Source organism: Kitasatospora sp. CM 4170 (genome assembly GCF_032110285.1).
GTDB classification, from domain to species: Bacteria; Actinomycetota; Actinomycetes; order Streptomycetales; family Streptomycetaceae; genus Kitasatospora; species Kitasatospora aburaviensis.
Genome location: NZ_CP134877.1, coordinates 5,092,788 through 5,107,307, shown reverse-complemented (window position 1 = coordinate 5,107,307; position 14,520 = coordinate 5,092,788). Strand labels below are relative to the sequence as shown.

7 protein-coding genes and 3 rRNA genes are annotated in these 14,520 nt (G+C 66.6%); all 10 read right to left on the bottom strand.

Features of this window, described 5'->3' with window-relative positions; genetic code table 11:
* Nucleotides 1-15 precede the first annotated feature (15 nt).
* On the bottom strand, nt 16-1,092 hold the full coding sequence (gene pstA / locus RMN57_RS21805) for a phosphate ABC transporter permease PstA (protein ID WP_313765026.1): 1,077 nt from the start codon (nt 1,090-1,092) through the stop codon (nt 16-18).
* The gene (pstC, locus tag RMN57_RS21800) at nt 1,089-2,069 is read right to left on the bottom strand and encodes a phosphate ABC transporter permease subunit PstC (protein ID WP_313765025.1); all 981 of its coding nucleotides are present in this window, start codon (nt 2,067-2,069) and stop codon (nt 1,089-1,091) included. Before pstC ends, pstA begins: the two co-directional genes overlap by 4 nt.
* A 148-nt stretch (nt 2,070-2,217) precedes the next feature.
* Entirely contained in the window at nt 2,218-3,351 is a 1,134-nt protein-coding gene (pstS, locus tag RMN57_RS21795) for a phosphate ABC transporter substrate-binding protein PstS (RefSeq protein WP_313765024.1), read from the bottom strand.
* A 458-nt stretch (nt 3,352-3,809) separates the two neighbouring features.
* Complete coding sequence (locus RMN57_RS21790) at nt 3,810-4,235, bottom strand: NUDIX hydrolase (protein WP_380237734.1); 426 nt, start codon at nt 4,233-4,235, stop codon at nt 3,810-3,812.
* 97 nt (nt 4,236-4,332) lie between these two features.
* Nucleotides 4,333-5,418 (bottom strand): CHAD domain-containing protein, encoded by a 1,086-nt coding sequence (locus RMN57_RS21785; protein ID WP_313765023.1) that lies wholly within the window; start codon nt 5,416-5,418, stop codon nt 4,333-4,335.
* 160 nt (nt 5,419-5,578) lie between these two features.
* Entirely contained in the window at nt 5,579-7,756 is a 2,178-nt protein-coding gene (locus tag RMN57_RS21780) for an RNA degradosome polyphosphate kinase (protein WP_313765022.1), read from the bottom strand.
* Nucleotides 7,757-8,173: 417 nt separating this feature from the next.
* The gene (mshD, locus tag RMN57_RS21775; protein WP_313765021.1) at nt 8,174-9,172 is read right to left on the bottom strand and encodes a mycothiol synthase; all 999 of its coding nucleotides are present in this window, start codon (nt 9,170-9,172) and stop codon (nt 8,174-8,176) included.
* Nucleotides 9,173-9,246: 74 nt separating this feature from the next.
* Nucleotides 9,247-9,363 (bottom strand): 5S ribosomal RNA (gene rrf, locus RMN57_RS21770).
* Between the two features lie 80 nt (nt 9,364-9,443).
* Nucleotides 9,444-12,562, bottom strand: a 23S ribosomal RNA gene (locus tag RMN57_RS21765).
* A gap of 270 nt (nt 12,563-12,832) precedes the next feature.
* Nucleotides 12,833-14,356 (bottom strand): 16S ribosomal RNA (locus RMN57_RS21760).
* Together the 16S, 23S and 5S rRNA genes form the textbook arrangement of a ribosomal RNA operon.
* Between the last annotated feature and the right edge of the window lie 164 nt (nt 14,357-14,520).

The window sequence follows — 14,520 nt, the reverse complement described above, 5'->3', positions numbered from 1 at the left end:
ACGTCAGTCGATCGGTCAGTGTCCGGCCTTGGGCGAGCGCCAGCGTGCGATGCCCCGGGCGATGAGGTTGAGCCCCATCACGAAGGCGATCAGCACCAGCGCGGCACCCCAGGCACGGGCGTAGCCGTAGTCGTTGTTCACCATCGCGTACTGCTGCCAGATGTACATCGGCAGCGACTGCTGCGGGCCGTCGAACGGGTTGTTGTTGATGTAGTCGGCACCGAACACCAGCATCAGCACCGGCGCGGTCTCACCCGTGATGCGGGCGACCGCCAGCATCACACCGGTGGTGATACCGCCGATGGCGGTGGGGATGACGATCCGCAGGATGGTCTTCCACTTCGGCACACCGAGCGCGTACGACGCCTCGCGCAGCTCGTTCGGGACGAGCTTCAGCATCTCCTCGGTGGAGCGGACCACCACCGGCATCATCAGGATCGCCAGCGCGAGGCTGCCCGAGAAGCCGGAGTAGTTGAAGCCGAGCGCGAGGTTCCAGAGGGAGAGGATGAACAGACCGGCGACGATCGACGGGACACCCGTCATGACGTCGACGAAGAAGGTGACCGCCTTGGCGAGCCGGCCGCGACCGTACTCCACCAGGTAGACGGCGGTCAGCAGACCGATCGGGGCGGCGATCAGGGAGGCCAGGAGGACCTGCTCCAGGGTGCCGATCAGCGCGTGGTAGATGCCACCGCCGGGGCCCGAGTTGAGCACGCCCTTCATGGAGTGGGTCAGGAAGTTCCCGTTCACCACCTCGGCGCCCTGCTGGATCGTGTAGATCGTCAGCGCGAGCAGCGGGATGACGGCCAGGATGAAGGCGACCCAGACCATCGAGGTGGCGAGCCGGTCCTTGGCCTGACGGCGGCCCTCGACCCGGGCGGCGAGCAGGTAGCTGATCGCCAGGAAGAGGACGGCGGAGATCAGGCCCCACTGGATGTGGCTCTCCAGGCCGCCGAGCACGCCGATGCCGCAGCCGAGGGCGATCGAGCCTGCGGCCACCGCGGCCGGCGCCCACTTCGGGAGCCGGTTGGCGGTCAGCGGGCGGCCGAGCGGGCGCGCGTCAGCCGGAACGCTAGTGGTCGCGGCGCTCATGCGTTGGCCCCCGAGTACTCCTTGCGGCGGGCGACGATCAGCCGCGCGGCACCGTTCACCAGCAGGGTGATCACGAACAGGACGAGGCCGGAGGCCATCAGCGCGTCCCGGCCGAAGGGCTGGGCCTCGCTGAACTTCAGCGCGATGTTCTGCGCGAAGGTGCCGCCGCCCGGGTCGAGCAGGTGCAGCGAGAGGACGCTGTTGGAGGAGAGCACCACCGCGACCGCGATGGTCTCGCCGAGCGCGCGGCCGAGGCCGAGCATCGAGGCCGAGATGATGCCCGGGCGGCCGAACGGCAGCACCGCGGTGCGGATCATCTCCCAGCGGGTCGCGCCGAGGGCGAGCGCCGCCTCCTCGTGCATCCGCGGGACCTGCCGGAAGACCTCACGACAGACCGCGGTGATGATCGGCAGGACCATGATCGCCAGCAGGATCCCGACGGTGAACAGGTTGCGCGGCGTGGTGCCGACCCGGGACTGGTCGAAGATGTACGTCCAGCCGAGGTACTGGTCCAGCCAGCTGGTCAGCCCGTCCAGGTGCGGGACGAGGAAGAGCGCGCCCCAGAGGCCGTAGATGATGCTGGGGACGGCCGCGAGCAGGTCCACCAGGTAGGCGAACGGCTGGGCGATCCGGCGCGGCGCGTAGTGCGAGATGAACAGCGCGATGCCGATGGCCACCGGAACGGCGATCGCCATCGCGATCACCGCGCTGACGATGGTGCCGAAGGCGAGGACGGCGATGCCGAAGACCGGCTTCACGCCGTCCGGCGTCCACTCGAAGGTGGTGAGGAAGTTGCCCTCGTTCTTGCTCAGGGCGATGCCCGAGCGCCAGGTCAGGAAGCCCGCGATGGCGGCCATGACGACCAGCAGCAGGATGCCCGACCCGCGGGACAGGTTCATGAAGATCTTGTCGCCGACGCGGCTGTCGCGCTTGCGGCGTTCCCTGCCTCGCGGGGGGGCAGGGGTGGATGAAGTCATTGGTCTACTCCGGTCTGGTGGTGCTGCCCCGAGGGGGCGGCACCCTGGCGGCGGTGCCCCGGACGTGTTGCAGGGTGTCGTGCTGTCCGGTGGAGCGGCCCCGGCCCCCCTCGTTCACGGGGCCGCTCCACCGGAGGTGCTGCGTGGATCAGGCCAGCGTCGGGATGACGGCGTTGACCTTGTCCGTCAGCTCCTTCGGCAGCGGGACGTAGCCCTTCTCGCCGATGGCCTTCTGACCGGCATCGCTCGCGCCGTAGGTCAGGAACGCCTTCAGGGTGTCGAGGGTGTCGGCCTTGTTGCCCTTGTCGCAGACGACCTCGTAGGTGACCAGGACGATCGGGTACGAGCCCTCGTCCTTGGTCGCGTAGTCGAGGGTCAGCGCCAGGTCGCTGCCGGTGCCGGCGATCTTGGCCTTGGCGAAGGTGTTGGCGGCGTTCGCGGCGGTGGCCTCGACCGGCTTGGCCGCACCGGTGGCGATCGCGGCGCTCTTCAGGTTGTTGGTCTGGGCGAACGACAGCTCGGCGTAGCTGATCGAGTTCTTGACCTGCTTCACCTGGGCCGAGACGCCGGCGGAGCCGTTGGCCGACTGGCCGCCCTTGCCCGCCCAGGTCTTGCTGGCCGGGTAGGACCAGGCGCCACCGGAGGTCTTGGCGAAGTACTTGGTCAGGTTGTCGGTGGTGCCGGAGTCGTCCGAGCGGTGGAAGGCCTGGATGTCGGCGTCCGGCAGCTTGGCGCCCGGGTTCAGGGCGGCGATCGCCGGGTCGTTCCACTTGGTGATCTGCGAGTCGAAGATCTTGGCGGTGGTCGGGCCGTCCAGGACCAGGTTGTCGACGCCCTCGACGTTGTAGACGATCGAGATCAGACCCGCGACGAGCGGCAGGTTGATGCCCTGGCCGCCGGTGCAGGCCGCCTTGCTGGCGTCGACCTCGGCCGGCTTCAGCGCCGAGTCGGAGCCCGCGAACTGGACCTTGCCCTGGGTGAACTGCTGGACACCGGCGCCGGAGCCGCCACCACCGTAGTTGATGGTCGCGCCGGAGCAGGCCGCGCCGAAGTTGGTCTTCCAGACGTCGATCGCGTTGCCCTGGGCGGTCGAACCCGCGGCGACCAGCGCGCTGGGCTTGCTGCCACAGTTGATCGCGGCGGCCGGGGCGGCCGATCCGCTGCCGGAAGCGGTCGTGTTGTTGTTCTCGTCCGAACCGCAGGCGGCGAGCGACAGCGAGCTGACGAGCGCCATGGCACCGATGGCGAGGGCCTTGGAGCGGCCGTTCCGCTGGAGCTTCACAGGGGTGTCCCTTTCTGTGGCATTGCCCGGCACGCGGGCCGCGTGAACGCGGCGGAGCGCGGGTTTTGCTGTGGTCCGGGGCCCGTTCGGCCCTCCGGTGTACCCGAAGTTAGGCCGGGCAAGTGACACGTCAGCCGGTCCGAAGTGAACGGAGAGTGAACCTCGAACGGATGGCAGGAAACTACGTCAGGTAGTAACGGTTGCGTCACGGCAAGGGCGCGGGGAGATCACTACCATGATTCCTCCACAGGCCTGACCTCGTCCGACCCACCGGCCACCCGGGCCCCGTCCCGGCCGTCACCGCGGTCCCGGCACACGCAACGGCACCGGGACACCGCACCCGTCGCACCGGACACCCACCGCAACGGTGGCACAGCGCAACGACGGCACGGCGCGGCGGTGGCACGGCCGAACGACGGCACGGCCCAAGGACGGAACTGCGCAACGGCCGCACGGCGCTACCGCACCGGGCGGGCGCCCAACAGCTCCAGCAGCGCGTCCACCAGCACCCGGTCCCGCTCGTGCGTCAGCCGGGCCCGGGCCTTGCCTGCCGGCAGCCACTCCAGCCGGTCCACCTCCCGGCTCGGCCGGAACGCCCCCGCCCCCGGCACCGCCGCCCAGTACCGGACCTCCTTCGGCCGCCCCTGCGCCAGGTAGTGCTGGGTCGGCAGCTCCGCCCCCAGCACGCAGGAGAAGCCGGTCTCCTCCCACACCTCGCGCAGCGCCGCCTCGACCACGCCCTCCCCCGGGTCGAGCTTGCCCTTCGGCAGGCTCCAGTCGTCGTACTTGGGCCGGTGGATCACCGCGATCCGCGGCCGACCCAGCCGACCGCTCTTCTTCGGCCGCCCCGGCAACCAGAGCACCGCACCCGCCGCGAGGATCACCGGCGCCCGACCGGCGGACGCCGGGGTGTCCCGCGAAGCGGTGGAACGGGTCCGGGCGGGACCCTCGGCCTGCTCGGTGCTCAGGCGGTTGCGCAACTCATGCCATCCGGGGTGCGGGGGTGTGCCCCCAGCCCTCGGCCGGGGGGATCTCCAGCCAGCCGTCCAGGCCTGGCGGGAGCTCGGGCCACTGGCGGCCGAAGGCGTACCGGGCCGCCTCCACCTCCAGTCGTTGATCAGCATGCACCACCCCGAGCACGTACGCGGTCGCGGGTGTGATCCTGGGCGTCCGTGCCGCGGTGGCCGCGGTGACCGCCGCGTCCGAGGCGTCCTGGTGCCGCGCCAGCACCTCGTCCAGCTCGTCCAGCTCGGCGGCCGGCCGGCTGCACACCTCCAGCGCGTACCGGGCCCGCTTCACCAGGATCCGCACCCGGTGCCACGGGGCGTCGTCCGCCGCCAGCGCCGTGTCCGCGTCCATCGAGCCGCGGGCCGTCGGCACCGAACCGAGCCGGCGCAGCCCGTCCCCGCCGTACGGCGTGGCGGCGCGCTGCAGCGGCAGCTGCTGGGTGCTGGCGGTCAGCGCGGTGAACGCCGCCGCGGCCTGCGGCAGCAGCACCGCCCCGGCCCGGCCGGCCGCCGCGTCCAGCAGCGGCGCCTCCGCCACCAGCAGGGTCATCCGGTCCGCCAGCGCGTGCAGCCGCGCGGAGCGGAGCTCCTGCAGGACGGTCGAGTGGGCCCTGGTCCGGGCCAGGGTCAGCTGGCGGTCGAGCAGCGCCCGCGCCTTCGGCGCCCCCGCGTGCCCGGCCAGCATCCCCGGCCCGTCCGCCTCCGTGCCGGCGAGCGCGTCCAGCGCCCCCAGCAGCCGGGCCGACCGGCGGACGTACCCCGGCTCCAGCGCCAGCAGGTTCAGCAGCCAGCGCAGCTCGGTGCGCGACTCCTGCGCCCAGGACTGCTCGAACGTCGCACCGAAGGTGTGCAGCAGCCCGCCGATCCGCCGCACCGCCCGCAGCAGGTCGGCCGTCCCGGCGGACGGCACGGCCGCCGTCCCCGGTCTCGCGCCGACCTCGCCCACCGCCGTCGGCAGGGCGCGGAGGAACGCGCCCGCCTGCGCGGTGAGATGGCTGGAGAGGATGTCCCCGGCGGTCGCGGTGGAGGCCGCCTGGGCCGTCATCGGCGCATCGGTCATGGCTAGGTAGATCCCCGTTCCCCCGGGGCCGTCCCCCGGGGCTGGTGGCCGACCGCTGTGGCGGGTCCCGACCGCTCAGCGGCTCGCATCGGTGGCTCGCGTCGGCATCAGTGGCTCACGTCGGTGGGTCGCGTCCGTGCGTCGTGGCGGCGACGCACGGTCACCGGGCGGCGGCCGCCCGGCGGCGCTGGCGCGAGTCGATGAGCAGGTCCTGGACGTGCCGCAGCGGCTTGCCCTCGGTGTCCTGGGCATGACGGGTCCAGGTGCCGTCCGGCCCCAGGTGCCAGGACTCGGTCTCGTCCGACACCCCGAGGTCGATCAGCCCGGACAGCTCCGCCCGGTGTGCCTGGTCGGTGATCCGCAGCAGCGCCTCGATCCGGCGGTCCAGGTTCCGGTGCATCATGTCCGCGCTGCCGATCCAGACCTCCGGATCGCCGTTGTTGCCGAACACGAAGATCCGCGAGTGCTCCAGGAACCGCCCCAGGATGCTGCGGACCCGGACGTTCTCGCTGAGCCCCGGCACGCCCGGGCGGATCGCGCAGATCCCGCGCACCCAGACGTCCACCGGCACCCCCGCCTGGGAGGCCCGGTAGAGCGCGTCGATGACCGCCTCGTCGACGATGGAGTTGACCTTGAGCTTCACGAAGGCCGGGCGGCCCTCCTTGTGGTGGGCGATCTCGTTGTGGATCCGCGAGATCAGCCCGTCCCGCAGGCCGCGCGGCGCGGTCAGCAGGCGGCGGTAGGACTCGCGGCGCGAGTAGCCGGAGAGCCGGTTGAAGAGGTCCGAGAGGTCGGCCCCGACCTGCGGGTCCGTGGTCAGCAGGCCGAGGTCCTCGTAGAGCCGGGCCGTCTTCGGGTGGTAGTTGCCGGTGCCCACGTGCGAGTAGCGGCGCAGGGTGTCGCCCTCCTGGCGCACCACCAGCGACAGCTTGCAGTGCGTCTTCAGGCCCACCAGGCCGTAGACCACGTGGCAGCCGGCCTCCTCCAGCTTGCGGGCCCACTTGATGTTCGCCTGCTCGTCGAAGCGCGCCTTGATCTCGACCAGGACGAGCACCTGCTTGCCGGACTCCGCCGCGTCGATCAGCGCGTCCACGATCGGCGAGTCACCGGAGGTCCGGTACAGCGTCTGCTTGATCGCCAGCACGTCAGGGTCGGCCGCGGCCTGCTCCAGGAAGGCCTGCACCGAGGTGGAGAAGCTGTCGTACGGGTGGTGCAGCAGCACGTCCCGCTCGCGCATCGCGGCGAAGATGTCCGGCTGCGAGGCCGACTCGACGTCGGTCAGGCCGCGGGCCGTCCCCGCCACGAACTTCGGGTACTTCAGCTCCGGCCGGTCCAGGTCGGCGATGCCGAACAGACCGGTGAGGTCGAGCGGACCGGGCAGCGGGAAGACCTCCGCCTCGGTGATGTTCAGCTCCCGCACCAGCAGGTCCAGGATGTAGGGGTCGATCGACTCCTCGACCTCCAGGCGGACCGGCGGGCCGAAGCGCCGCCGCATCAGCTCCTTCTCCAGCGCCTTGAGGATGTTCTCGGTGTCGTCCTCCTCGACCTCCAGGTCCTCGTTGCGGGTCACCCGGAAGGCGTGGTGGGCGAGCACCTCCATCCCCGGGAACAGCTCCTCCAGGTGCGCGCCCATGACGTCCTCCAGCGGCACGTACCGCTGCGGGGAGGCCTCCAGGAAGCGCGCGAGGGACTGCGGGACCTTCACGCGGGCGAAGTGCTTGTGCCCGGACACCGGGTTGCGCACGACGACCGCGAGGTTGAGGGAGAGTCCCGATATGTACGGGAAGGGGTGGGCCGGGTCCACCGCGAGCGGGGTGAGCACCGGGAAGATCTTCTGCCGGAAGAGCGTGTGCAGGCGGGCCTGCTCCTTCTCCGCGAGCTCGGCCCAGCGGGCCACCTCGATGCCCTCGGCGGCGAGGTCCGGCAGGACCTCCTGCTGGAAGGCGGCGGCGTGCCGCGCCATCAGCTCGCGGGACCTCGTCCAGATCAGGTCGAGCACCTCGCGCGGCTGCAGGCCCGAGGCACTGCGCTGGGCCACGCCGGTGGCGATCCGGCGCTTCAGGCCGGCCACCCGGACCATGAAGAACTCGTCCAGGTTGCTGGCGAAGATCGCCAGGAACTTGGCCCGCTCCAGCAGCGGGATGGACGGGTCCTCGGCCAGCTCCAGGACGCGCTCGTTGAAGGCGAGCCAGCTGCGCTCGCGGTCCAGGAAGCGGCCCTGGGGCAGCTCCTCGAAGTCCTTGCCGTCGGCGGCCGGCAGCTCCGGCGGTATCCCCAGCGCACTCGACATCCGGGCCGGCGGGGACAGCGGGGCAGGGACGGGGCGGGGGATGCTCATGGGCTCCAGCTCCTCCAGCGGGACGGCGTCCGGTCGCGAAAGACTCAACGGGCCGTCGCCCTCGCCCGGTACCAGCGCCCACCCACCCGGCGCGGTCGCTACAGCACCGGCCGGTGAATGTCGGCCGGTGCTGCACGAGCGAGACACTACGGACTTCATCCTGTGATCTTCGCGGCAGCAATTGAATCCACGGTAAACACCGCATGGCCAGGAGGAAAGCTGAGTCGGTCGGGGCCGGGGCCGTACGACCCACCAATTGCCCGGGACCCGTTCCTCCGCTATGGCCCCGGGCGCCCGCCCGGCTGTCTCCCGGGCTGTCACCCGGGTCCTGGCACGGCCTCGGCGCGGGCTCGGACCCGGCCCCGGCCCGTGGCGGCTCTGTGGCCGGCTCGTGGCCGGCTCGTGGCCCGGTCAGGCCTACCGACCGCCTCGGTACGCGGCGCGGTACATGAGGTCCACCTCGTGGATGGCGAACCCCAGTCGTTCATATACCCGCACGGCTGCCGCATTGTCGGCGTCGACGTACAGAAGTACGGTCGCCAGACCGCGCTCGCCCGGGTCGCCGCCGGTCAGGTGACGCAGACCCGCCGCGGTGAGCGCACGGCCGAGGCCACTGCCCTGCTCCGCCGGGTCCACACCGACGACGTACACCTCGCCGAGGGCGGGCTCGGTGGCGGTCGCCGGATGCATCTTCGTCCAGTGGAAGCCGACCACCTTGTCGTCACGGGTGGCGAGGAAGAAGCCCGCCGGGTCGAACCACGGCTCGGCCAGCCGGTCGGCGAGGTCCCGCTCGGTCCAGGCCCCCTGCTCGGGGTGGTGGGCGAAGGCCAGGGCGTTCAGCCGCAGCCACTCGGCGTCGTCCTCACCGGGCCGGAAGGTCCGCAGCTCGACGCCGTCCGGCAGGGAGACCTCCTCGGTCTGCGGTCCGGTCCGCCGCATCTGCCGCAGTTCGCGGACCAGCTCGGCGCCGTACTGCTCGGCCAGGTGCCGGGCCGCGGGATGACCGCCGTGCACCCAGAAGTCCACGTGGTCGCGGCCCGCCCGGTGCGCCTCGGCCAGCACCGCGTCGACCAGGGGACGGCCGTGGCCGCGGCCGCGTGCCCCCGGAGCCACCACCAGTTCGGCGGCGGGGTTCCCCGCGGCGGCGCCCTGCGGCACCTCCAGCTGGCCGTAGCCGACATCGGCCCGCGGGCCCTGCACGAAGTGCACCACGCCGGGCCGGCCGTCCTCGGCCGAACGCAGCCTGAGCCGTCCCTGCTCGGAGACCGCCGCCCGGCCGTCCGTCTCCTGGGCGTGGGCCAGCACGCGCAGCGCACCGTCACGCTGTTCGGGCCGCAGCACCTCGTTCGCGACCACGGCCCCCTCGTCGGTCGCCGGCGTGCCGTTGTAGAACCGCTGCTCCTGCTGTTCGTCCATGTCCTGACGATACGTCACCGGAAACGCAAAGAACCCCCGATCCATGAATGGATCGGGGGTTCTTCAGAAGAATTGTTCGGCGGCGTCCTACTCTCCCACAGGGTCCCCCCTGCAGTACCATCGGCGCTGTGAGGCTTAGCTTCCGGGTTCGGAATGTAACCGGGCGTTTCCCTCACGCTATGACCACCGAAACACTATGAAACTATCTGCCGCCCACCCGCAGAGCGGTGGGGGTCGTTGTTTCAGAACAACACAGTGGACGCGAGCAACTGAGGACAAGCCCTCGGCCTATTAGTACCGGTCAACTCCACCCCTCACAGGGCTTCCATATCCGGCCTATCAACCCAGTCGTCTACTGGGAGCCTTACCCTCTCAAGGAGGTGGGAGTGCTCATCTCGAAGCAGGCTTCCCGCTTAGATGCTTTCAGCGGTTATCCCTCCCGAACGTAGCCAACCAGCCATGCCCTTGGCAGAACAACTGGCACACCAGAGGTTCGTCCGTCCCGGTCCTCTCGTACTAGGGACAGCCCTTCTCAACACTCCTACGCGCACAGCGGATAGGGACCGAACTGTCTCACGACGTTCTAAACCCAGCTCGCGTACCGCTTTAATGGGCGAACAGCCCAACCCTTGGGACCTACTCCAGCCCCAGGATGCGACGAGCCGACATCGAGGTGCCAAACCATCCCGTCGATATGGACTCTTGGGGAAGATCAGCCTGTTATCCCCGGGGTACCTTTTATCCGTTGAGCGACGGCGCTTCCACAAGCCACCGCCGGATCACTAGTCCCTACTTTCGTACCTGCTCGACCCGTCAGTCTCACAGTCAAGCTCCCTTGTGCACTTACACTCAACACCTGATTGCCAACCAGGCTGAGGGAACCTTTGGGCGCCTCCGTTACCCTTTAGGAGGCAACCGCCCCAGTTAAACTACCCACCAGACACTGTCCCTGATCCGGATCACGGACCCAGGTTAGACATCCAGCACGACCAGAGTGGTATTTCAACGACGACTCCACAACAACTGGCGTTGCTGCTTCAAAGTCTCCCACCTATCCTACACAAGCCGAACCGAACACCAATATCAAGCTATAGTAAAGGTCCCGGGGTCTTTCCGTCCTGCTGCGCGAAACGAGCATCTTTACTCGTAATGCAATTTCACCGGGCCTATGGTTGAGACAGTCGAGAAGTCGTTACGCCATTCGTGCAGGTCGGAACTTACCCGACAAGGAATTTCGCTACCTTAGGATGGTTATAGTTACCACCGCCGTTTACTGGCGCTTAAGTTCTCAGCTTCGCCCCACCGAAATGGAGCTAACCGGTCCCCTTAACGTTCCAGCACCGGGCAGGCGTCAGTCCGTATACATCGCCTTACGGCTTCGCACGGACCTGTGTTTTTAGTAAACAGTCGCTTCTCGCTGGTCTCTGCGGCCACCCCCAGCTCGGAGTGCAAGACTCGTCACCAGGAATGGCCCCCTTCTCCCGAAGTTACGGGGGCATTTTGCCGAGTTCCTTAACCATAGTTCACCCGAACGCCTCGGTATTCTCTACCTGACCACCTGAGTCGGTTTGGGGTACGGGCCGCCATGAAACTCGCTAGAGGCTTTTCTCGACAGCATAGGATCATCCACTTCACCACAATCGGCTCGGCATCAGGTCTCAGCCTTAATGTGAGGCGGATTTGCCTACCTCACGGCCTACACCCTTACCCCGGGACAACCACCGCCCGGGCTGGACTACCTTCCTGCGTCACCCCATCGCTCACCTACTACCCCGTTGGGTCACCGGCTCCACCACGTCCCTTTGTCCGAAGACTCCGGGCCGGCTTCACGGGCTTAGCATCAAGAGGTTCAGCGTTGGCGCTTCAAAGCGGGTACGGGAATATCAACCCGTTGTCCATCGACTACGCCTGTCGGCCTCGCCTTAGGTCCCGACTTACCCTGGGCAGATCAGCTTGACCCAGGAACCCTTGGTCAATCGGCGCAAGAGTTTCCCACTCTTGTATCGCTACTCATGCCTGCATTCTCACTCGTATACCGTCCACGACTGGTTTCCACCGCCGCTTCACCCGGCACACGACGCTCCCCTACCCATCACAGCAGGCGTTGGCCCTTCATGCTGCAATGACACGACTTCGGTGGTGTGCTTGAGCCCCGCTACATTGTCGGCGCGGAATCACTTGACCAGTGAGCTATTACGCACTCTTTCAAGGGTGGCTGCTTCTAAGCCAACCTCCTGGTTGTCTCTGCGACTCCACATCCTTTCCCACTTAGCACACGCTTAGGGACCTTAGTCGGTGTTCTGGGCTGTTTCCCTCTCGACCATGGAGCTTATCCCCCACAGTCTCACTGCCACGCTCTCACTTACCGGCATTCGGAGTTTGGCTAAGGTCAGTAACCCGGTGAGGCCCATCGCCTATCCAGTGCTCTACCTCCGGCAAGAAACACGTGACGCTGCACCTAAATGCATTTCGGGGAGAACCAGCTATCACGGAGTTTGATTGGCCTTTCACCCCTAACCACAGGTCATCCCCCAGGTTTTCAACCCTGGTGGGTTCGGTCCTCCACACGGTCTTACCCGCGCTTCAACCTGCCCATGGCTAGATCACTCCGCTTCGGGTCTTGGGCATGCAACTCAAACGCCCTATTCGGACTCGCTTTCGCTACGGCTACCCCACACGGGTTAACCTCGCTACACACCGCAAACTCGCAGGCTCATTCTTCAAAAGGCACGCAGTCACGGCCAGCAGGCAAGCCCACTGACGACGCTCCCACGGCTTGTAGGCACACGGTTTCAGGTACTATTTCACTCCGCTCCCGCGGTACTTTTCACCATTCCCTCACGGTACTATCCGCTATCGGTCACCAGGGAATATTTAGGCTTAGCGGGTGGTCCCGCCAGATTCACACGGGATTTCTCGGGCCCCGTGCTACTTGGGAGATGAGCAAGCAAGCCGTACAGATTTCGCCTACGGGGTCTTACCCTCTACGCCGGACCTTTCGCATGTCCTTCGACTATCCATACGGTTTCTGACTCGCCCAGCCGCCGGCAGACGACTGAAGCTCATTCCCACAACCCCCAAGCGGCAACCCCTGCCGGGTCTCACACCACTTGGGTTTAGCCTCATCCGGTTTCGCTCGCCACTACTCCCGGAATCACGGTTGTTTTCTCTTCCTGCGGGTACTGAGATGTTTCACTTCCCCGCGTTCCCTCCACACTGCCTATGTGTTCAGCAGCGGGTGACAGCCCATGACGACTGCCGGGTTTCCCCATTCGGACACCCCCGGATCAAAGCTCGGTTGACAGCTCCCCGGGGCCTATCGTGGCCTCCCACGTCCTTCATCGGTTCCTGGTGCCAAGGCATCCACCGTGCGCCCTTAAAAACTTGGCCACAGATGCTCGCGTCCACTGTGCAGTTCTCAAACAACGACCAGTCACCCACCTCCAAGACACCCGAAGGCACCTCTTCAGTGAGACCGGCATCCATGAGGCAACTTCCGTTCCCTCAGGACCCAACAACGTGCCCGACACACCAGACGGTGCTCTGTGTTCCACGCCGAAGCAGTACTAACAGGCCCTACCTGATGTGCCGAATAGTCAACGTTCCACCCATGAGCGAGCACTCCGGGACGTTCGCCCGAAGCTGCTATGTGCTCCTTAGAAAGGAGGTGATCCAGCCGCACCTTCCGGTACGGCTACCTTGTTACGACTTCGTCCCAATCGCTGGTCCCACCTTCGACGGCTCCTCCCCTTACGGGTTAGGCCACCGGCTTCGGGTGTTACCGACTTTCGTGACGTGACGGGCGGTGTGTACAAGGCCCGGGAACGTATTCACCGCAGCATGCTGATCTGCGATTACTAGCAACTCCAACTTCATGGGGTCGAGTTGCAGACCCCAATCCGAACTGAGGCCGGCTTTTTGGGATTCGCTCCGCCTCGCGGCATCGCAGCCCTTTGTACCGACCATTGTAGCACGTGTGCAGCCCAAGACATAAGGGGCATGATGATTTGACGTCGTCCCCACCTTCCTCCGAGTTGACCCCGGCAGTCTCCTGTGAGTCCCCATCACCCCGAAAGGCATGCTGGCAACACAGAACAAGGGTTGCGCTCGTTGCGGGACTTAACCCAACATCTCACGACACGAGCTGACGACAACCATGCACCACCTGTATACCGACCACAAGGGGGCGCCTATCTCTAGACGTTTCCGGCATATGTCAAGCCTTGGTAAGGTTCTTCGCGTTGCGTCGAATTAAGCCACATGCTCCGCTGCTTGTGCGGGCCCCCGTCAATTCCTTTGAGTTTTAGCCTTGCGGCCGTACTCCCCAGGCGGGGAACTTAATGCGTTAGCTGCGGCACCGACGACGTGGAATGTCGCCAACACCTAGTTCCCAACGTTTACGGCGTGGACTACCAGGGTATCTAATCCTGTTCGCTCCCCACGCTTTCGCTCCTCAGCGTCAGTAATGGCCCAGAGATCCGCCTTCGCCACCGGTGTTCCTCCTGATATCTGCGCATTTCACCGCTACACCAGGAATTCCGATCTCCCCTACCACACTCTAGCCTGCCCGTATCGAATGCAGACCCGGGGTTAAGCCCCGGGCTTTCACATCCGACGCGACAGGCCGCCTACGAGCTCTTTACGCCCAATAATTCCGGACAACGCTCGCACCCTACGTATTACCGCGGCTGCTGGCACGTAGTTAGCCGGTGCTTCTTCTGCAGGTACCGTCACTTGCGCTTCTTCCCTGCTGAAAGAGGTTTACAACCCGAAGGCCGTCATCCCTCACGCGGCGTCGCTGCATCAGGCTTTCGCCCATTGTGCAATATTCCCCACTGCTGCCTCCCGTAGGAGTCTGGGCCGTGTCTCAGTCCCAGTGTGGCCGGTCGCCCTCTCAGGCCGGCTACCCGTCGTCGCCTTGGTAGGCCATTACCCCACCAACAAGCTGATAGGCCGCGGGCTCATCCTGCACCGCCGGAGCTTTCCACCAACCCCCATGCGGAGGAAGGTCATATCCGGTATTAGACCCCGTTTCCAGGGCTTGTCCCAGAGTGCAGGGCAGATTGCCCACGTGTTACTCACCCGTTCGCCACTGATCCACCCCGAAGGGCTTCACCGTTCGACTTGCATGTGTTAAGCACGCCGCCAGCGTTCGTCCTGAGCCAGGATCAAACTCTCCGTGAATGCTTGCCCGTAATCGGGCGGCACACTCGCGTTGAGCGGCACGGCAACCACCGGAATAGGGCGGCCCCGCGCACTGCGTCCTCGCTGTGTTATTTCAAAAGGAATCTCCAACCCCAGAGAATCTGAGGCCGGGGATGTCAACATATCTGGCGTTGACTTTTGGC

What these genes read in the sequence shown, in the direction of transcription:
- pstA (WP_313765026.1), bottom strand. Translation starts at nt 1,092, where the DNA reads ATGAGCGCCGCGACCACTAGCGTTCCGGCTGACGCGCGCCCGCTCGGC.
- pstC (WP_313765025.1), bottom strand. Translation starts at nt 2,069, where the DNA reads ATGACTTCATCCACCCCTGCCCCCCCGCGAGGCAGGGAACGCCGCAAG.
- RMN57_RS21785 (WP_313765023.1), bottom strand. Translation starts at nt 5,418, where the DNA reads ATGACCGATGCGCCGATGACGGCCCAGGCGGCCTCCACCGCGACCGCC.
- RMN57_RS21780 (WP_313765022.1), bottom strand. Translation starts at nt 7,756, where the DNA reads ATGAGCATCCCCCGCCCCGTCCCTGCCCCGCTGTCCCCGCCGGCCCGG.
- mshD (WP_313765021.1), bottom strand. Translation starts at nt 9,172, where the DNA reads ATGGACGAACAGCAGGAGCAGCGGTTCTACAACGGCACGCCGGCGACC.